The 19,360-nt window shown below is 68.2% G+C and carries 18 protein-coding genes; 10 read left to right on the top strand and 8 right to left on the bottom strand.

The genetic code is table 11. From position 1 onward, the window contains the following. Positions 1-263 precede the first annotated feature (263 nt). Entirely contained in the window at positions 264-983 is a 720-nt protein-coding gene (locus AB0M80_RS41465) for a GntR family transcriptional regulator (protein ID WP_364575899.1), read from the bottom strand. A gap of 93 nt (positions 984-1,076) precedes the next feature. Between AB0M80_RS41465 and AB0M80_RS41460 the strand changes: the two genes are divergently transcribed. The 4 genes from AB0M80_RS41460 to AB0M80_RS41445 all read left to right on the top strand — a co-directional run bounded on the left by AB0M80_RS41460 (position 1,077) and on the right by AB0M80_RS41445 (position 4,660). Further along, the gene (locus AB0M80_RS41460; protein ID WP_364575897.1) at positions 1,077-2,243 is read left to right on the top strand and encodes a mandelate racemase/muconate lactonizing enzyme family protein; all 1,167 of its coding nucleotides are present in this window, start codon (positions 1,077-1,079) and stop codon (positions 2,241-2,243) included. Positions 2,244-2,295: 52 nt separating this feature from the next. Then, entirely contained in the window at positions 2,296-3,738 is a 1,443-nt protein-coding gene (locus AB0M80_RS41455; protein ID WP_364575895.1) for a cation:dicarboxylase symporter family transporter, read from the top strand. Between the two features lie 497 nt (positions 3,739-4,235). Next, a complete protein-coding gene (locus AB0M80_RS41450) occupies positions 4,236-4,451 on the top strand; it encodes a hypothetical protein (RefSeq protein WP_364575893.1) in 216 nt (71 codons plus the stop codon). 86 nt (positions 4,452-4,537) lie between these two features. Further along, on the top strand, positions 4,538-4,660 hold the full coding sequence (locus AB0M80_RS41445) for a hypothetical protein (protein WP_364575891.1): 123 nt from the start codon (positions 4,538-4,540) through the stop codon (positions 4,658-4,660). 41 nt (positions 4,661-4,701) lie between these two features. Here AB0M80_RS41445 and AB0M80_RS41440 read toward each other — a convergent pair whose 3' ends face one another. Further along, positions 4,702-5,379 carry a TetR/AcrR family transcriptional regulator gene (locus AB0M80_RS41440; protein ID WP_364575889.1) on the bottom strand — a complete coding sequence of 226 codons (678 nt, stop codon included), beginning with the start codon at positions 5,377-5,379 and terminating at the stop codon, positions 4,702-4,704. 42 nt (positions 5,380-5,421) lie between these two features. Further along, positions 5,422-5,709, bottom strand: a complete 288-nt coding sequence (locus tag AB0M80_RS41435) for an SDR family oxidoreductase (RefSeq protein ID WP_364575938.1) — start codon at positions 5,707-5,709, stop codon at positions 5,422-5,424. A gap of 40 nt (positions 5,710-5,749) precedes the next feature. Here AB0M80_RS41435 and AB0M80_RS41430 point away from each other — a divergent pair, with 40 nt between their 5' ends. The 6 genes from AB0M80_RS41430 (at position 5,750) to AB0M80_RS41405 (ending at position 12,510) form a co-directional block, all read left to right on the top strand. Then, a complete protein-coding gene (locus AB0M80_RS41430) occupies positions 5,750-6,190 on the top strand; it encodes a DNA cytosine methyltransferase (RefSeq protein ID WP_364575887.1) in 441 nt (146 codons plus the stop codon). 50 nt (positions 6,191-6,240) lie between these two features. After that, a complete protein-coding gene (locus AB0M80_RS41425) occupies positions 6,241-8,631 on the top strand; it encodes a tetratricopeptide repeat protein (RefSeq protein WP_364575885.1) in 2,391 nt (796 codons plus the stop codon). Positions 8,632-8,885: 254 nt separating this feature from the next. Then, the gene (locus tag AB0M80_RS41420; RefSeq protein WP_364575883.1) at positions 8,886-9,215 is read left to right on the top strand and encodes a hypothetical protein; all 330 of its coding nucleotides are present in this window, start codon (positions 8,886-8,888) and stop codon (positions 9,213-9,215) included. 501 nt (positions 9,216-9,716) lie between these two features. Next, a complete protein-coding gene (locus AB0M80_RS41415; protein ID WP_364575881.1) occupies positions 9,717-10,730 on the top strand; it encodes a hypothetical protein in 1,014 nt (337 codons plus the stop codon). Next, the gene (locus AB0M80_RS41410) at positions 10,727-11,308 is read left to right on the top strand and encodes an ATP-binding protein (RefSeq protein WP_364575879.1); all 582 of its coding nucleotides are present in this window, start codon (positions 10,727-10,729) and stop codon (positions 11,306-11,308) included. Before AB0M80_RS41415 ends, AB0M80_RS41410 begins: the two co-directional genes overlap by 4 nt. A 482-nt stretch (positions 11,309-11,790) precedes the next feature. Beyond that, the gene (locus AB0M80_RS41405) at positions 11,791-12,510 is read left to right on the top strand and encodes a hypothetical protein (protein WP_364575877.1); all 720 of its coding nucleotides are present in this window, start codon (positions 11,791-11,793) and stop codon (positions 12,508-12,510) included. Positions 12,511-12,721: 211 nt separating this feature from the next. On the opposite strand, the gene AB0M80_RS41400 is transcribed toward AB0M80_RS41405, so the two are convergent. The 5 genes from AB0M80_RS41400 to AB0M80_RS41380 form a co-directional block, all read right to left on the bottom strand. Then, positions 12,722-14,566, bottom strand: a complete 1,845-nt coding sequence (locus AB0M80_RS41400; RefSeq protein ID WP_364575875.1) for a hypothetical protein — start codon at positions 14,564-14,566, stop codon at positions 12,722-12,724. Between the two features lie 191 nt (positions 14,567-14,757). Further along, positions 14,758-15,573: a hypothetical protein gene (locus AB0M80_RS41395; RefSeq protein WP_364575873.1), complete on the bottom strand. Its 816-nt coding sequence runs from the start codon at positions 15,571-15,573 to the stop codon at positions 14,758-14,760. 270 nt (positions 15,574-15,843) lie between these two features. Beyond that, positions 15,844-16,791 carry a pyridoxal 5'-phosphate synthase lyase subunit PdxS gene (pdxS, locus tag AB0M80_RS41390; protein WP_364575871.1) on the bottom strand — a complete coding sequence of 316 codons (948 nt, stop codon included), beginning with the start codon at positions 16,789-16,791 and terminating at the stop codon, positions 15,844-15,846. Positions 16,792-16,879: 88 nt separating this feature from the next. After that, positions 16,880-17,863, bottom strand: a complete 984-nt coding sequence (locus AB0M80_RS41385; protein ID WP_364575869.1) for a DUF5937 family protein — start codon at positions 17,861-17,863, stop codon at positions 16,880-16,882. Positions 17,864-17,896: 33 nt separating this feature from the next. Continuing rightward, on the bottom strand, positions 17,897-19,339 hold the full coding sequence (locus tag AB0M80_RS41380; RefSeq protein WP_364575867.1) for an FAD-binding oxidoreductase: 1,443 nt from the start codon (positions 19,337-19,339) through the stop codon (positions 17,897-17,899). Between the last annotated feature and the right edge of the window lie 21 nt (positions 19,340-19,360).

Below are 19,360 nucleotides of genomic sequence, written 5' to 3'. Positions count from 1 at the left end.
AGCGCTTCATCCCGGGTGTTGTAAAGTTCGCCGGCCAGCGCCAGGCCCCTCCAGGACAGCCCGTTCGGCACGGTTCCGACAGCCCCCAGCCGGACCAACTGCCGCTCTGATGTGGTTGAGCACGCAACCAGTGGCCTGACAGCCAGATTGCGTGAGGATCGGGCCATTCGCCGAATCGCCGTCCTCGTCCCCATTGACCGGAACGGACCGACGTATTTGGTGACGTCGCATTGACGTGTGCTGCAGGCGGTCAACAACCTCTGTCAGCTCTGGAACTGGGCCGCGGTGGTGGCCGACGAGCTCGATCGCCCGGTCCGCTCGCGCTGCTCGAGAGCGGCAATGGCCGACGCGGTGAGACTGCGCTCGATGTGTTCCCGCATCAGCGTTTCGGCGCCCACGACGTCGCCGACGACGATGAGGTCGAATAGTTCGTGGTGTTCACGGTGATCTCGCATACGCGGTTCGTCGCCGGGCGGAAGTTCGAGACCGACGCGCCGGTAGCGGTCGGACTTGTCCCACAAGTCGTCCAACAGCCGGATCAAGACATCGTTGTGCGAAGCGAGGTAGAGCGCCCGGTGAAACGCGCGGTGCGCGGTCAGCGCCTCCTCGCCCCAGGCCCGGGTGACCGGCAGGAGCCGTGCGGCGGCGGCGCGCATCGCGGCGATGTCCGCCTCCGTGCGACGCTCGGCAGCGAGCCGGGCGGCACTGGGGTCCAGCGACAGGCGGACCTCGAACAGCTGCCGGGCCTCGGTCGCGGACATCGAGGCGACGCGTGCGTTGCGGTGGGCATCCAGGTCGATCAGCCCTTCGCTGCTGAGCCGGCGGATCGCCTCCCGCAGGGGGGTGAGGCTCATCGCCATCGTCTCGGCCAGATTGTTCTGGTCGAGACGGGATCCTGGCTCCAGCGCGCCGGTCAGGATCAGCCCGCGGAGCTGGGCATAGGCGACGTCACCCTTGCTCGAGAACACGTTCGGGCTGCTCATCGCCTCATTGACCTCTTCTTGGGGCAGGGCTTGCGCCCGGTTCGACCCCAACCTACCATCCGTTGCAAATTATAAATTACAACGGAGGTGTCAGTGAAGATCACCGCAGTGCACGAGGGCGTCATCCCGATCAGCTCCTCGATCCGCAACGCCTGGATCGACTTCAGCGCGATGGACTGCTCGATCGTCGCGGTCGTCTCCGACGTCGTGCGCGACGGCGAGCCGGTCGTCGGCTACGGGTTCAACTCCAACGGCCGCTACAGCGCCGGCGAGATCCTCCGCCGCAGGATCATCCCCCGCCTGCTCGACGCCGACCCGGAAGCACTGCTCGCCGATGACGGCCAGCTCGACCCCACCCGCGCCTGGGACTTCATGATGACCAACGAAAAACCCGGCGGGCACGGCGAGCGCTCGGTCGCCGTCGGCGTCATGGACATGGCCCTGTTCGACCTGGCCGCCAAGCTCGACGGCCGGCCGCTCTACCGGTGGCTCTCGGACCGCTACGGCGACGGCACCCCCGACGACAAGGTCTTCGTCTACGCCGCCGGCGGCTACTACGCCCCCGGCAAAACCCTGACCGACCTGCAGGACGAGATGCGCCGATTCCTCGACCAGGGCTACCACGTTGTCAAGATGAAGATCGGCGGCGCGGACCTGGCCGAGGACCTCAAACGCATCGAGGCCGTCCTCGACGTCCTCGGCGGCGACGGCTCCCGCCTCGCCGTCGACGTCAACGGCAAGTTCGACCTGGCCACCGCCCTCGAGTACGGCAAGGCCATCGAGCCCTACGGCCTGTTCTGGTACGAAGAGATCGGCGACCCGCTGGACTACCGGCTCAACGCGATCATCAGCGAGCACTACCGCGGCCCGATCGCCACCGGCGAGAACCTGTTCTCGCTGCAGGACGCCCGGAACCTGATCCGCTACGGCGGCATGCGCCCCGACCGCGACTACATCCAGGTCGACCCGGCCCTGAGCTACGGACTGACCGAATACCTGCGCGTGCAGGACATGCTCGCCCAGCACGGCTGGTCGTCGCGGCGCTGCATCCCGCACGGCGGGCACCAGTTCTCCCTGCACATCGCCGCGGCGCTCAAGCTCGGCGGCAACGAGTCCTACCCCGGCGAGTTCCAGCCCACCGGCGGCTTCGCCGACGGCGCGGTGGTCGAGGACAGCTACGTCGGGCTCACCGACACACCGGGCATCGGCTTCGAGCGCAAGGCCGCGTTCCACGAGGTCCTGCGCAAGCTGCACAGCTGAGCCGCCTGCCCCACCCTTCTTCCGCCACAACGTCGTGCAAGGGAGCAGCACCATGTCATCCACGAGCGTCACCGACCGCCCCTGGCGGTCACGCATTCGCCGGCTCATCGGCCGGCTTTGGTTTCAGGTCGTCGCCGCCGCCGTCCTCGGCGTCGCCGTGGGACTCCTCTTCCCCGCCGTAGGCTCGACGCTCAAGCCGCTCAACGACTGGTTCATCGCACTGGTCAAGATGATCGTCATCCCCGTCGTGTTCTGCGTGGTCGTCACCGGCATCGCCTCGATGGACAACCTCCGCAAAGCCGGCCGGATCGGGGCCAAGGCGATCGGCTACTTCCTGGTCCTGTCACTGCTGTCCATGCTGATCGGGCTCGTCGTCGCGAACGTGTTCAAACCCGGCGCCGGGATGAACGTCGACCCCGCCACCCTCGACGCCGGCGACATCCCCGCCGCCGCGACCGAACAGCACGCGACCTTCACCGGATTCGTCTCGAGCCTGATCCCGGACTCGCTGTTCGGCGCCATCACCGGCGACAGCATCCTCACCGCGCTGCTCGTCTCCATCGTCTTCGGCATCGCCCTCAACATGGCCGGGCCGTCGGGCGCACCGCTGACCAAGGGCATCTCCGCGCTGTCGGGCGTCGTTTTCCGCGTCGTCGGCTGGGTCATGCGCCTGGCCCCGATCGGCACATTCGGCGCCTTGGCCACCGTCGTGGCCACCTACGGAGCCGGCAGCCTGCAGCAGCTCGGATACCTCATCCTGCTGTTCACCCTCACCTGCGTCGCCTACGTCGTCATCGTCCTCGGCGCGATCATGCGGGCCTGCAAACTGAGCCTGTTCGGGCTCATCCGCTACCTCAAGGCCGAACTGCTCGTCGCTCTCTCGACCTGCTCCAGTGAAGCCGTCCTGCCTCAGCTCGTGCGCAAGCTGGAGATGATGGGCATCGGCCGTCCCGTCGTCGGCATCGTCATTCCGTCCGGGTTCTCGTTCAACCTCGACGGGTCGGCGGTCTACCTGACCATGGCCTCGTTGTTCCTCGCCCAAGCACTGGGCATCGACCTGAGCTGGCAGCAGCAGCTCGTGATGGTCGGCGTCATGATGCTCACCAGCAAGGGCACCGCCGGCATTGCCGGCGGCGCGTTCATCGTCCTGGCCAGCACCATCACCGCGGTCGGGCACATGCCCCTCGCCGCGCTCGCCCTGATCGTCGGCATCGACCGGATCCTCAACGAGGGCCGCGTGTTCATCAACGTCCTCGGCAACGCCGTCGCGACCATCGTGATCGCCAAATGGGAAAAGGACTTCGACGTCGAGAAGGTCAACCGCGTCCTGCACGCGGACGCGGCCGAACTCGAACGCATCGAGGCCGAACACGACACCGCAGCACAGCGCGCCCTCGCCGGGCCTGACGGCCCGGCCCGGTCAGCGACACGCGCGACGACCGCCGACCCGAACGAGAACCCTGCAATCCACGACGTCTCGACCATCAACAGCTGAGAGCCGCAGTCCGAAGGTCCTCGCCATGATCAGTGGCAGCTGACCGGCCTGCGCCGGGCATCCTCGGCGCAGGCCGCCGCCACAGGCCGTGTTCGATGCCGGCGGGCCGTGCAGGGAGGGTGACCATGGGGGCGGCTCGCTGCGAGTGCGCCCGGCGTCGGCCGCCTGAGGGCTTCGCTCGGGTGGGTGAGGACTGCTCATCCATAGATCGGTGATCCGGCCCGTCTTCCGCGTACGGCGGGTGGGCACGCGATTCTCGACCCGGCGGTCAGGGGGTGAGCTGCTGGCGTCCGATGACGGAAAGTAGCTGGAGTTTGGTGTGGCTCTCCGTGCCGGGGCGTGCGGTCAGCACGATAAGGGTGTGGGCGCGGTTCTCGGCGTACAGGAATTCGCAGTCGACCTCGATCCGGTCGGCGGTTCATCTGCTGAAGCCGCGTTGCGGGCGTTGCGTTCGGGCCCAGGTTGCCGTCCAATATCGTCCTGCTCGCAATCGCAGTGTGATCGGCGTGGACTGGGGCGACTGGGTGCGCGCCGAAGGGGGAATGACAGCCGGCCGGGACCTGCTGACCGACGTCCTGGGCCGGATCCGTGCGGGAACGATCAACCCGCCGCTGCCGGAGCCCGTCCCGCTCACCGGTGCCGAACAGCTCCTGCGCCGCTTCGCGGAGCGGCGGGCCAGCGGCAAGTACGTGGTGCGACCCCATCAGGACTGAGCCTGCACTGGGCGAATCGCAGGGACAGCGGGGTACGCCAAGAGGTCGAAAATGTCCGGGTCGGCAGTTGACGGAGGGGGTCGATCATGGCTACGTCGCGTTCCGGCGGATCGCCGCGGCTGGAACGCTGCGTCCTGAGCCGGGACGCGGGCGCCGGTTCGACCGTGAGCGCCGCGAAGAGCTGCACGATCGAAGGTCCGACCGAGTGAAAGGTCGTGGACTCGTAGTCCGGGGTTCAGGATCGGGCGAGTTAGCGGGTGAGCATGAGGGCGACGGCTTCGTCCACGATGGTGGTGTCGGTGGGGTCGGGCGGGACGAAGTCGGTCCGTACGAGTTGAGGCCACAGGAGCTGGCCGCAGATCATGCCGAGGAACTGTTCGGCCACTGCGGATGCCGGCTGTGGCTGTCCGTCGGCCGAACGGAAGTCGAGTGTGCCGGCCTGTGCTTCGGCGTCCAGGTAGTCGCGGAGCCGGTCGAAGAAGGGGCCGCGGTCGATGGCGAAGCCGGTGCCGACGATGTCGGCGAGTTCGGGCATCTGGGGAAGTTCGGTGATGATGAGGCGGCACAGTGCCGCCGTGCCGGGCCGCGAGACCAGGCAGGCGTAGTCGCGGCCGATGTGGTCCAGGCCGTACCGGGGGTCGCCGGGCGGGGGCGGTTCGGCGTACTGCACGTCCAGCTGCCACTGTTCGGAGGTGACGGCCGCGAATAGCGCAGCCTTGGAGGGGTACCGCTTGAAGAGGGTGCCGGTGGAGACGCGGGCCTCCCTGGCGATCTGGGCCAGGGAGGCCTTGTCGTATCCCCGGGCGAGGAAGAGGTCGCGGGCGGCGCGGATGATGCGCGCGCGGTTTTCCGCTTTGATCTGCGCGTGATACCCGACTTCACAGGTATCGCCACCGGTTTCCGCTCGGTCACGGTCCGCCGCCGTCATACCTGCGCTCCCTTTCCCGTCTCTCAGACGCGCCCTCGCATGTCAGAGGATGGTCTGGCCGCCGTCCAGGATAAGGTCCTGGCCCACGGTGAACGCGGAGGCATCGGAGGCCAGGTACACGACGGCTTCCGCGATCTCTTCGGGCTTGCCCATGCGCCCCAGCGGGATGCCGGAGCTGATCCCTTCCAGAACCGCCATCTGCTGCGCGGCTCCTCTCCGCCGAGGAGTTCGGCATCCCCCAGACCCGCTCCCGCCCGATGCTCGTGGCGAAGCGTTCCGCCACGGCCGCGCTCCCGACTCCGACCCACGCCCCCTCCTGAAGGACGTTATACAGGCTGACGGCGACCTGGACCTCCTGCCCTTGGTCCCGATGGCCGACGCGCTCGGCTGGCCGGCCGGGCTCGTCGGCTTCCCGCGGCTCGTCGACCCGGGCGCCGGGCCATCACGATCAACGGCACCGAGTACCGCGCCCGCGACCTCCGCGGCGCCGACCAGCCGAGCTTCACCCTCACCGGGAAGGCCCGGAGCTGGCTCCGCTGGCTCCCAGGACGGCGGAGTCGACTCGGAGCCGGTCCGCGTCACCGTCGAGGAGGCCGCCGCCCTCCAGACCTTCCCCGCGAACTACCCGTGGCAGGGCGTCCGGACCAAGGCGTTCCAGCAGATCGGCAACGCGATCCCGCCGGTCCTCGCCCGCGCGATCCTCGCGGAGGTCGCGCGGCGAGGAGAAAAGAATGAGGCTCGATGGAACCCGGGTGCAGGCAGCCCGCGTGCGCACAGGTCGGCGCCCGCTGACATCGGCCTGTTGACATGATGCGCCTGCATGGTCACGCTATGAACATGAGCTGCGGGGAGGAAGCTCAAATGGGGACAACCGAGAACAAGCAGCTCCGAGCGGCCCGGGAGCGCACGGCATCGTTACGACACGTCGGCGAGTGCCTGTCCCGGCGAGAACTGGCAGAGCTCGTCAACGTGTTCCTCTGGCAGCGCCACGAGCTACGGGCCGCACTGGACGACAACTACATCGCGAAGCTCGAACGCGGCACTATCTTGTGGCCGAACGCCAAATACCGCGAAGCATTCCGTGCCGTGCTGCAGGTCGACACTGACACGAACTTGGGCTTCGTCAACTCCCGCAGGCAAGCGGCTCCCCTCGATAGCGATCCCGCCCGCGGCGGACATACCGCCACTCCAGGTGGACGGTGCGGCGCGAACCAGGCGTCGTTGCCACCGGACGCCTCGGTGCCGCAACAGCTTCCGGCGCCACCGCTGCGGTTCACGGCCCGCGCGGACGAATTGCGCGCACTGTCCGCCGTATGTGACGAGGCGAAAGTGGCGGGAGAGGCCGTCATGGTCATGTCGGCGGTCGCCGGCGTCGGCGGCGTGGGAAAGACGTCGCTGGCGTTGCATTGGGCCCACCGTGAGCTGGACCGCTTTCCGGACGGCCAGCTCTACGTCGATCTCCGCGGGTTCGACCCTGCCAACCCACCGCTACCCCCGGCCGCCGCGGTCCGCGGGTTTCTGGACGCGTTGGGGGTGACACCGTCAGCGATCCCGGAGAGTGTGAGTGCGCAGATCGCGTTGTACCGCACTCTGGTCAGCGGGAAACGCATGTTGATCGTTCTCGACAACGCCAGGGACACCGCTGCGGTCGAGGCCTTGCTTCCGGGTAGCGCGACCAACACGGTGATTGTCACGAGCCGAAACCACCTGCCCGGCCTCGCCGCGCGCGGCGCGCACGCGCTGCGGTTGCGGATGTTCACACCTGCCGAAGCCCGTGAACTGTTCGCCGAGCACCTCGGCGCCGACAAGATGGACACCGATGCCGACGCAAGTGCCGACTTGGTCCGATTCTGCGCCGGGCTCCCGCTGGCCATCAGTATCATCGCCGCCCGAGCCAGCGAGAATCCGACCTTCCCGCTGGCACTACTGGCCGACGAACTCACAGACGAGACTCACCGGCTCGATGGCCTCGACGCCGGTGAAGTGTCCGTTCACTTGTCCTCGGTCTTCGCAGCCTCATACCGCTCGCTCGACACCGATGCCGCGGATTTGTTCCGGCACCTCGGCCTGACTTCGGGTGCAGACATCGGAACCCCGGCCGTCGCCAGCCTGGTCGGCAAGCTCCCGCGCCTCGTCCGCAGGCAGCTGCGCACCGTCCAGAACTCCCACCTGCTGGAACAACACCGCCCAGACCGGTACCGGATGCACGACCTCGTCAGCCTCTACGCTCGCGATCGTGCGCACAGCGATCTGCCTGCCGAGTCGCAAGAGCAGGCGATCCGCAGGCTCGTCGATTTCTACCTGCACACGGCATTCAAGGCAGAACGCCTCCTCGACGCTCGCCGGCCCTCGATCGATCTCCCGCCCGCGAGCCCCGGGAGTCACGCCTATACACCCCCGGACCACGCCGCGGCCGAACGTTGGCTCATCGAGGAACACACCAACCTCCTCGCCGCTCAGCAACTTGCGATCCGGTACAGCTGGCACGACAAAGTCTGGCGGCTCGCGTGGACGTTGAACACTTACCACGTGCGTCACGATCGCCGAGATGACAATTTACGCAGCTGGCAGGCGGCGATCGACGTCGTCGCGCACATTCCCGGGGTCTCCGACCAGGCCGAGGTGCATCGCCTCTGCGGCTGGGCGCACATGATGGTCGGAGAACACGAACTGGGGATGCACCACCTCGAACGTGCCCTCAGTTTGTTCCAGGACGCCGATGATCTCGCCGGCCAAGCCCGTGCCTACGAGGCCCTCGCGGCGGCCTGGGAGCAACATGGTGACCACCAGCGCGCCTTACCGCCGGCGTTACAGGCGCTGGACTTGTACCAAAACCTCAACCAGCCTGCTCGGACCGCGAATGCCCTCAACACCGTGGGGTGGCACTATGCCCGCCTCGGCGAACTCGACCGGGCAAGCACCTTCTGCACCGCCGCACTCAACCTCTACCTATGTCATCGCTACCACGACGCCGAGGCCTACGCCCTGCACACTCTCGGCTATATCGACCACCACTCCGGTCGATACCACGACGCCGTCCGTCACTACAGGCGCGCCGTGAGCCTGCTGCGTGCGGAGCGCGACCCCAAGCAGGAGGCTGTCGTGCTCGCCGATCTCGCCGAGGTCCATGCCTCTGGTGGAAACCGTCGCCGAGCCCGGCAACTGTGGATCGAGGCCCTCGCGCTCCACCGGCAACAGCATCGAACTTCCGACATCGAACGGATCAAACGACGCCTCGCTGAGCTCGACTGACCGACGAACCATCTCCCGATACAAGATCATTATGATCGCCCTTGCCTACGACGCTGGCTCTGCAGCAGGATCCCGCGATCTATCCCTCGTAGCCTCCCTCCCCTGAAGCCGCCTTCGGATGCCAGATTTGATCCGTCCAGAGAAGCCGGACTGCGCCACACCGGCCCTGGAAGTGGGAGGAGCTGGTGGCGGCCCGAGGAAGGTGCCGCCACCAGCCGGGGTATTGCAGTCAGCCTTCACGAGAGGGAATGAACATGAACCGGATCAAGATGATCACCGCCGGGATGGCCACCATCGCCTGTGTAGGACTGGCCGTACCGGCGTCGGCGGATACGCCGGCTGCGCCGACGTCCGCTGCCGGAAAGACAATTCTGCGAGTCGACTCGGCGCAGGCGAGTTGGCCGATGTACTCCGCCCCACACAGCGACACCTACTGGGTTGGAGCGTTGCGGAGCGGCGAGTGGTACGAGTACTGGGGCTATCGGGATATGCCGGACGGCCGTTGGTGCCACATCGTGGATACCGCCGGGTACGGCGGAGAGCACTACGCCGACACCGCCGCCTGGGTCCGAGGTATTTGCTAACGGTTCAGGCCGCCGGACGGGCTCACCTGCGAGCACGTCCGGGGGCCGACGGCGCCGCCTCGACCACCTACCTGTTTCGCAGCGTCATCCACGACCATGTCCGCTTCACCGAGCCGCACAAACCAGCGTGACAACCGTATCCACCCACCTCTGTGTGTCACGCAGCGACCGCGTCCCTGTACCGCGCGAACAGCGGGAACGCCAGCGCTACCTCTGACGCGCGGCGGACGCGTCACGCCGATGATCAGAGTGCCGGTCGCGGCAGATCAGAACGGCTACGGGGCACCCGGCTCGGGCAGAGTGAACAGGGCGTGTTGAGCCGGGTCGTCGGGTTCGCCGGCCAGCCGCAGGCACTTGCGGCAGCTGACCTGCTGATGGGTCGGGGTGATCTCGCCGCCGGCGCCGAGCCCGGACCAGCCTTGATGGCAGGCGGGCGCGGGCAGGGTGAGACTGTTGACGCACTCCCCTCGCCACCCTTGCGGATCCGGCCGTCACCCGACCGTGGAGATCGCCTGGTCAGGGCCCGATTCCCTTGCCTATCACCAACACAGGGACTGGGCATTTTGTGGGCATCGTGCTGGGCCCAACCCATGCCCACAAAAAGCCCAGCAGAGGACGAGATGGCCGCCGCACTCAGGGCGACTGCTCCGCCGCGGACTGCCGGTCACCCCAGCCGCCGCGGACCCGGTCCTGCTCAATCTGCGCGGAATCGTCGCCCGAGCGGTCGACCCTGCCGACGACGCGAGCCGCACCGCGGCGCTGGATCACACGCTGCGCGGCCTGCTCGCCCGGTTCCCGGACACCCGCTACGCCCCGGCAGCGCGGACGCTGTTCGGGCTGGCCCCGGCCGAACCGGGCCAAAACCTCACCGCCCGCCGCAACCTGGCCGCCGAACAGGCCCGGCACGAAGTACACCACTTCCGCAAGCGAGTCGAACCCCGCCTGGTCAAGCAGATCGCCTGGGAACTGCTCGCCGACGCCGACCGGTTCACCCGCCCGCCGACAATCGCCCCCGAGTTGGCGCCCGTCACCGAGCCGCAACCAGTCCAGTCCGACCCGTTCGCCTGGGAGATCGCCGAACACGAAGAGCAGCAGTCCCGGCTGTGGGCGGCGATCTACGCAGCCCGCGCTGAACTCCTCGCCATCCAGCGGCAGATCAGCCTGCGCGCCTACCGGATCGACATCCGCGACACCGCTACAACCGCCGCGTGGCGATGGGCAGCAGCCCGCGCCGAAGCAATCGACTACACCACCGCGTTCGCCCCCGACCTGAACGCGGACGAGCTGGTCGTCCTGATCGGCTGGACCCCGACGCTAACCGAAGCACACACGTCCCGGCTGACCAAGGCCGCCAGCGGCGGCGCCAGCCGCGAGCAGTTCGTCCACGCCCTGCACAGCCAACCCGGGCTGAGGCACCCCTGGATCGACGGCTTCCTCGCCCGCACCACCCCATCCCCCAAGCACATCCCCGAAACCGAACGACAGGTGCCGCGACCAGCACCAACACCGCCTTGACCGCCGCGCTGGAGGTCGCCGCCAGCGGCAAACCCCGCCGCCACGTCATCACCGGCGGCCCCAACTCAGGCAAAGACAACCTGATCGACGCGGTGCACGCCGCCTGCATTCCCTGCATGACCGAGGAACCCGGCCGGGAGATCTACCGGCGCCACCGCGAACGACTCGACCGCCACCTGCTGCGCGAAGACCGCCGCCGGTACTCACTGGAGGTCCTCTCCGCCTTCATCGCCGAATACACCGCCCACACCCACGGCATCCGCTTCTACAACCGCGGCATCCCCGACAGCTACGGCTGGGAAGGGCTCTTCGGCCTGAAACCGACCACCGACCTGGAAGAAGCGACCCGGACCTACCGCTACGACGCGATCTTCATTCTCGATCCACTAGACACCTTCGAAGACCCCGACGACATCGCGTGGGCCAACCACGAGACGCGCCGCGCACACGAGCTCATTGTGCAGGGCTACTACGACGCCGGCTACGAGCCGATATTCGTCCAACCCGACCCCGCCACCGCCCGACTGGACTTCATCTGCGCCAACCTGAACCTCCCCACACCCAGCCTAAGAGCATGACCGCCAGGCACGGCAACCGGAACTGGGAGTCTGAAAACGACGAGTCGCACCGTCAAACCGTCACGGCTAGTCTCCCGGACTAGCGTGCTGGCCAATGTGCTGCGCTCGATCAACATCCCGCGGCCACGCGTGCTCGCAACGACGCCGCCCCGGATCGGGTTTGGGTCGGCATTAAGATCAACAACCAAGGAAGCGCACGGCGTGCCTCGTTCACGGTCGACCTCAAGGTACGGCACCATCGAGAAGCGCGCCCCTCTGCAGCCAATACACTCGACGCCAGAAGCTTTAGGCAGCGATGTTAGTAGCCCACAAAACAACCTCGACTTGGAGAAAATTTTCACCATTTCCGGGCGGCGCTAATTTCACCCGTTCGAGGTTCGCGACGTGTCGCGCGTGGCACAACGTCGAGCTAACATGTCGACGATGATGCCCAACATGTGGCCGCCCAGCAGGAGTCCTGCCGCGCTGACATTTGCGGGCACATGAGCGACACGATGTCACGAGAATTCGGGAATCAGGCGCCCTTCACGCACTCACAGCGAGCAGTCGCCCGCCCGAATCCCCGGATACTCGCAGACCTCGCCCGGGCGAAGGTGATTGCCAGCGCAGACGGCTCAAATTCACCTATGCCTCGACGTTCAAATAACGAGGGGCCACTCGTCTGGGGTTCCATTCCGCCACGGATACCCGATTTTACAGGACGTCGCGAACTTCTTGAGCAACTCGACGAACGACTGGGCGCTGGCGCCACAGCAGTCCTGCCCGTCGCCCTGCGCGACATAGGCGAAATCGGCAAATCGCAAATAGCCGTCGAGTACATCTACCAGCCTTTGCTGGACTACGTGGTCACCCAGTGGATCCAGGCTACCCAGCCGACCGACTTCCACGCTCCTCTGATCTCAGACGAACACCTTCCACCCGTGGGTGTCAGGACAGAATCTTTCCGCCGACCGGGTGCGAAATGCTATGCACCCTCCGCTCTGCCCAGCCGACACAGGCCAGTTCTTGGCACTTCTTTACAAGAAGGCATATCATCCCCCGAGTCCCTTGCCTGGGACATGAATCCTATAGGCAAGAAGACCGGCCCCTACGCCGGTAGCAAGAGATCACTCAATAGCAAAGGAGAAGATCTTGAACACAACCGGCTTTACATAGATTCTCTGGCATCGTTGCCCAAGCCTAAGCAAGGCTTCCAGCCTTGAACGCCTTGGCGACTGCCTCGGATCACGTGGACCTCCGTCATGTGCCCGGCATGCCGCCGGGCCCCGCGGGTAGTGGCGTCAGCCCACGTAGGGCGAGACAGTGGCTGGCCGCGCTGAGGACGTGCGCCACGATCACCGGCGTCCCGCGATGAGCAGAAACCGTGCGAATGCGTGATGAACTCCGGGGGCCGCGCCGAGCTGAGTTGTCGACTCAGAAGCTGCTCTCTCGGACCCCCATGAAGCCGTACCGGTGGGCCATGTCGACCAGCGCGGACCGAGCACGTCTCCGCCGCGATTCAGCGTCCAGGCCCGGCACGGCCGGCAGCGAAACGAACAGCTCAGACAGCTGGGCGCGATGACCGGTAGCGCCGAAGGAGTCCAGGTCGAGGACGTCCTCCAGCATCAGCCGCGTCTCGGGCTGGTTGTGCGACCGGTCGGTGCCGACCCACAACTCGACGTGGGGCACCGCACTCCAGCGCCTTGGCGTCACGGGATCCAGCACCAGCCGGGGCAGGAGCTCGGTCGCGGTCTCCCAGGCCGCCACGAAGAACTCCAACAGGTCATCTCCCGACCAGCGCAGACCCGACCCCGGTTCCACGCCCAGAGCCCTGGCCCAGGCATCGAAGCTCACGATCCGCACCTCAGCACAGGTGACGACGGCTGAATTCATCGCACCCGGCAGCGACATCATCACTTCGGCCACCAGCGCGACCTCACCGTCCGACGTGGCGATCTCACTGGCGTAGCTGAACCGATCACTTGAGTTCCTGTTGGGGCCGGTATCCCAGGCTCCCGCTGGCAGGGACCCGCCGCGGCGACTCGACAAGTTCGTGGTGAACCCGGCCAGCTGGCTGAACGGTAGGTCCGGCAGCACCGTGTCCAGCCGGTCCGGGGTGATCTTCAGGTCACCGGCGTCCGCGAAGGGCAGGATCGCCAGCACTCGTGCCCGCAGTTGGGGCCGCACCGAGGTAGGCGCCCAACTGCCCGTCGACGCCGACGTCGTCGTGCTGGGTTCTGGTTCCGGGGCCCACCACCAGCCCTGTCCTTGGACGGTTTCGCGCAGTAGCCGGCCGCGGCCCCAGCGACCTCCCGACAAAGACACCGCTGTGACGTTTCGGTCGACGACTCGGGTCGTAGTGGTATCCCCCGAAGGAAACCCCACAGCGCCCAACGCGTCCCCGTCGGGCGAACCGCTGCCCTGATCCCGCAACGCCTGCCAGATCTCCTCGGCGACGACGACGGGCCGGCCTTTCGGCTGAGCACACAGCACCCAGCCGAATCGCTCGCCCGGCACCGCGAAGTACTGCACGACGCCCGGGCCGACCGGAACGACGTCGCTGACCGGCTCACCCAGCATCACGCCCTGCTCGGCAAACTCGCCGAACGCCTGCAGGAACACTCCACTCCAGCCAGGCTCGCCGCCGCCAACGGTGTACCTCGGCTCCGCGACCGGCCGCGGGTCCCCGATGCTCGCGAGCGCGGCGCTCAGCTTGCCGATTACCTCACCCGAGTTCGCCCAGCCCAGCCCGACGAAGTGCTGGATCTCGTGCGGCCGCAGCCAGGTCGTGCCATCGCCGCGGCGGACCGGCACGCCGAGGGCGATCTTGCTGACCTCGGAGGTCCCCGTGGGTGCCGGCACGGCGAAGAGCTGACTCGACTGCGGTTGGGCGGGAATGTCGATGATCAGGACACCCAAACCGTTGCCGCAGTCGAGCCAATCCACCGACACCTCCCGCAACGCGGGGATCACTCGTGTCGCGATCAACTGGCGGTGCCTGTCGAGGTCGATCAGCTTCCGAGGCACCGGATTGAGGGCCTCGACGATCTCCTCGCCGTATTCCTTCCTAGTGGTGAACCCCACCAGGATCAAGCCGCCGTCACGGGTGTTCGCGAAGGCCGCCACGTCCTTCGCGAGCTCTTCCGGCCCCTTGGGCTGCTCCAGGCGGTAGACACCGTCCTTCACATCGAGCCAGACGCACTCGCGCTCACCGAGCAGAGCCTCGGGATCACCGCGACGCAGAGCTTGCCGTGCGCGTTCCAGACCCGAAACCGTCATGCGGAATATTCTTCCCGATCCTCGCCGGGCCACAGGCGCGGGGTGTGGCCGCAGCGGCAGCACGCGTACTCGCCAGCCCGGCCAGGTGACGTCGAGAACGTCGACGCCATGCTGTAGTCCGATCCACGATGCCCAGGGTGGTCGAGCAGCCGGGCCTCGACGTGCCGGCCGGGGCCTCAGTGGGTCTGTGCTCACACCTGTCGGCGCTCTTGCCGGTCGAGCGCCGACAGCACCCGCACCGGATCCCCGATCAGCTCGAACAGCCCGCTCGTCCGGCGCGCCCATCGCACCGGGTCGTCGCCCTCGTCGAATACCGCAGCCGACGCGAACTGGTCCCGGAGTTTGACCGGCAGCTTGCCAGCCAGAGCCGCCCCGAGCTCACGACCCAGAACAGCTCGCGGCGACGACGGCCGCATGAACCGGCTCAATCCGCGGAACGCTGGTGCAACGGTGTCAGAGGTATTCGCGAAAGCCGTGACGGCATCGCGGACCCATTCGGCGTCCCAGACGTCGGGGAGCGGCACGGCGACCTGCTGGACCCCGGCGATCGCGTCCCGCCCTAGCGCCAGGGAGAGCCCGCCGGGGTCCTCGTGATAGTTGAGGTAGCGGGCGACGTCGACGCCGGCAGGGCAGACCTCGGCCAGCACCACATCGCCGACGAAGTTGCTGGGGTCGATGAGCCAGTCCTCCCGCACCACGACGGACGGCTTCAGATGAACCCGGTAGAGATAGAACTGACTGCCGTGGTCGGCCTGGTCATCCATCCGTCGCAGCATGTTCTGGACCGCAGCTTCGTACGTGCCGACGTGGAGCGCCTTCGCGCGCTGGCGCGCGGCCCACTCTGCGACACGCCGGTCGCCGCCCATCGTCATACGGGTCTCGGGCGCGAGGACGGCCGCCGGGTCGAAGTCACTCGTCGGCCAGTCCGGCTGCGTGCTGGTGTGGTACCAAGCGAGCCGCGCGACCTGGGCATCGTCCAGTGCGGGGTCGCAGGGGTCGACCGTCACCCGGGGCGAGTCCTCGAGCTCGCACGTCATGCCGCAGCCCGGGGCATGCCTCCCTCGCCTGATCCCACCGTTCGATCCAGTCCAGACTGACATCCCACCGATGCCTGCAGGCCCCGCACAGCATGCGCCGATCGCGCGAGAAGTCGATCCGTCGTTCCATGGCTACCCATCTTGGACCGCGGCATCAGTCCCGACCACAGCACCGAAACGCTCGGGCCCACGCCGCCGAACGCCAGCGGCGTGGGCCCGAATCGTCTCGCTTACCAGCGTCTACCAGCCGCGCTCGGCCAGCCGGGTGAACTCCGTCTTGACCGTCGTGTCGGCATCTTTGGACCACGGCACGTTGATGCCGACCATGGCCTCGCCGAGGCCGCGCGAGACCTTCGCCAGCACGTCCGGGTCATCGTAGAACGTCGTCGCCTTGACGATCGCCTCGGCGCGCTGGGCCGGGTTGCCGGACTTGAAGATGCCGGAGCCGACGAACACGCCCTCCGCGCCGAGCTGCATCATCATCGCCGCGTCGGCCGGGGTGGCGATGCCGCCCGCGGTGAAGAGCACCACCGGCAGCTTGCCGGCCTGCGCCACTTCGCGAACCAGCTCGTACGGCGCCTGCAGTTCCTTGGCCGCGACGAACAGCTCGTCCTCCGGCAGCGACTGCAGCCGCCGGATCTCCTGGCGGATCTTGCGCATGTGCGTGGTGGCGTTGGAGACGTCACCGGTGCCGGCCTCGCCCTTGGAGCGGATCATCGCCGCGCCCTCGGTGATCCGGCGCAGTGCCTCGCCGAGGTTGGTCGCACCGCAGACGAAAGGAACGGTGAACGCCCACTTGTCGATGTGGTTGGCGTAGTCGGCCGGGGTGAGGACCTCGGACTCGTCGACGTAGTCCACGCCGAGGGACTGCAGGATCTGCGCCTCGACGAAGTGGCCGATGCGGGCCTTCGCCATCACCGGGATCGAGACGGTCTCGATGATGCCGTCGATCAGGTCGGGGTCGCTCATCCGGGCGACGCCGCCCTGGGCGCGGATGTCGGCGGGCACGCGCTCCAGGGCCATCACCGCGACCGCGCCGGCGTCTTCGGCGATCTTGGCCTGCTCGGCGGTGACCACGTCCATGATCACGCCGCCCTTGAGCATCTCGGCCATGCCGCGCTTCACCTTGGCGGTGCCGGTGACGGACTGGACGGTGCCACTGGAGGGGGTGGGCTGCTGCTCGGACACGACGAGGCCTTTCGACACGGTTCGGGGGCGGACGAGTCCGAGCGTAGGTCGGCGATGGACCCTTCAGGCAGGCCAGTACACGGGTATCTCAGCAGTCCACTTCCCCGGTGCCCGCGACCAGGGCTTCCGCGAGGGAAGTACGCACGTAGAGCACGTGACGTCCGGCACGGTGCCCGCTGACCAGGCCCGCAGCTTTGAGGATGCCGAGGTGCTGCGACACCGCACCGGCGCTCAGGCCGGTCCGGCGGGCCAGTTCGGCGGTGGACGCCGGCGCGGCCAGTCCGGTCAGCAGCATCGCGCGGCCGCGGCCCACCACGGCGGCCAGCGCGCCGGGCGCGGTGGCCGTGCCGGTTTCCCACAGGGTGGCGATCCCGCGCGGCGGGTAGCGCAGCACCGGCTGCCAGCGCGCGTCGGTCTTGGAGAACACCCGCGGCCAGACGAACGCCGAGGGCACCAGCACCAGCCCGCGCCCGTCGAGCGGTACGGCGGCGCGCAGGTGCCGGTGCGCCACCGTGAGCGTGCCGTCCTGCCAGCGGACCAGCGGGGTGAGGTCGTTGAACAGTTCGGCGGCCCCGCCCTGGGCCAGCAGCCGGGACCGGTACAGCACGTCGGCTTCGAGCAGGGCGCGGATCCGGGGCCAGTCCGGCGCCAGCACGAGGTCCCAGTACTGCGCCATCAGCGTCGCGAGCCGCTCGAGGCCCGCCTCGGGGTCGCGGTGGAAGCGGCTCAGCGCGGGCGAGCGCGGCCCGGCCATCGCGTCCAGTTCGCGCCGGATGAGGCGAGCGGGCACGTCCCGCAGGTCGGCCAGCTCGTCGGCCAGTTCCGGCAGGGGCGTCGACGGCGTCCCGGCCAGGAAGCCGGGCAGGTGGCGCAGCGGGACGAGGTCGCGCAGCAGCCCGATGTCCAGGCCGGCCTCGTCGAGCGCCGCGGTGGCGCGCTTGGTCCACGGCAGGTGCAGGGCGTGCTGCCCCGGCTGGTTGAGGACGCGGACGCTCGCGACGATCTCCCAGGCCGGGGAGAACGCGAACCGGGTGTGCGCCAGGTCCTCTGTGGAGAATGCCAGGTCGAGCACGTGCTGCCTCCTGCCGGCGGAATCCGGCGCAGTCTAGAACTCTCCCTTGTGGACGGTCCAGCGGGACGGGGAAAGCCCTTGCGGGAAGGCGAAAATTCCTCGGGGGTCATACTTTCGGGCGACAGTGCGCAACCGCGGCAGGTTCACCCCGTAGTACGCCTGCGCCCAGTCCGGCATCTCCGGGTCGAGGTAGTTGACGTACCCGGTGACGCCGAATTCCGGCCCCAGCCCGTCGCGGACCGCGGCCACCGCGCGCCGGGCCGCCGCTTCGCCGCCGCGTTCGGGTTCCGCGCCGCGCAGGAACTGGAAGCTGGCCAGCGCGGTCCGGTGCGGGAACGCCGTTTCGCGGACACCGACGCGCGCGATGGCACCGCCGCCGGAGTCGATGATCGTGTCGACGCCGGGGGTCCCGAGCAGCACCTCGACGACGGCGGCCGGGTCGGGCGCGCGCCGCGTCAGCATCCGTGAGGTCCCGACGTAGGCCGCCCGGTCGACGGCCAGGCCGGGCCGCGACTCCCGGTCGTCGAACGACCGCATCGCGCTCAGGTGGTCCTGGACCCGCCGCCGCTGCTCGGCCGGTGGCGTGCCGACCCGGCGGATCAGGTCGTCGAGCAGGGCGTTCATCCGCGCTTCCGGCCCGACGAACGTGCCGCCGAGGACAGCGTGGTCCGCGCCGAGGCCCATTCCTGACCACAGCTCGTCCGGCATCGCGGGCTGCCAGTCCTGCCAGGCCGCGAACAACGCGGCCTGCGTGCCCACCGGGAACTTCAGGTCGAAGGTGGCGACGTCGGTGAGCGGGACGGTCCGGAACGTGAACCCGGTGACGATCCCGAAGTTCCCGCCGCCCCCGCCGCGCAGCGCCCAGAACAGGTCCGGCTCCGCCGACCTCGACACCGTGCGCGCCCGGCCGTCGGCCGTGACGATCCGCGCCGCCTCCAGGTGGTCGCAGGTCAGCCCGTACTTCCGGTCCAGGACACCGACGCCGCCGCCGAGGGCGAGCCCGGCGATGCCGACCGTGTCGCAGCTGCCCGCCGGGAGCACCCGGCCGGCCGCGGCGAGCGTCGTGGCGATCGGCCCCAGCCGGGCGCCGGCCCCGATCACCGCGCGGCCGTCAGGACGCGTCTCGATCCCCGAGAAGCGGCTGAGGTCCACGACGATCCCGCCGTCCACTGTGGAGTAGCCGGGGTAGCTGTGGCCGCCGCTGCGCGCGGCGATCGGCAGCCGGTGCCGGGCGGCGAAGCCGACGGCGGCCTGGACGTCCTCGACGCGGGCCGCGCCGACGACCGCGGCCGGCATCCGGGCGTCGTACATCGTGAAGTAACCCTGCTTGGCCTCCGGGTAGCCCGGGTCGCCGGGCCGGAACAGCGGCCCCTCGAGCTTCCGGCGCAGCCGTTCCCAGTCGTTCGGCGGCGGCCGGCCACCCAGCCCCGCCACCGGCACCGCCCCGGAAATCCGCAGGAAAGTCCGCCTGTCCATGACACTCCCCTCCCCGCCCCC

Source organism: Amycolatopsis sp. NPDC051045, from assembly GCF_040682955.1.
Classification (GTDB): Bacteria; Actinomycetota; Actinomycetes; order Mycobacteriales; family Pseudonocardiaceae; genus Amycolatopsis.
Note: the sequence above shows the minus strand (reverse complement) of the source record. Positions and strands in the feature narration are given on the sequence as shown.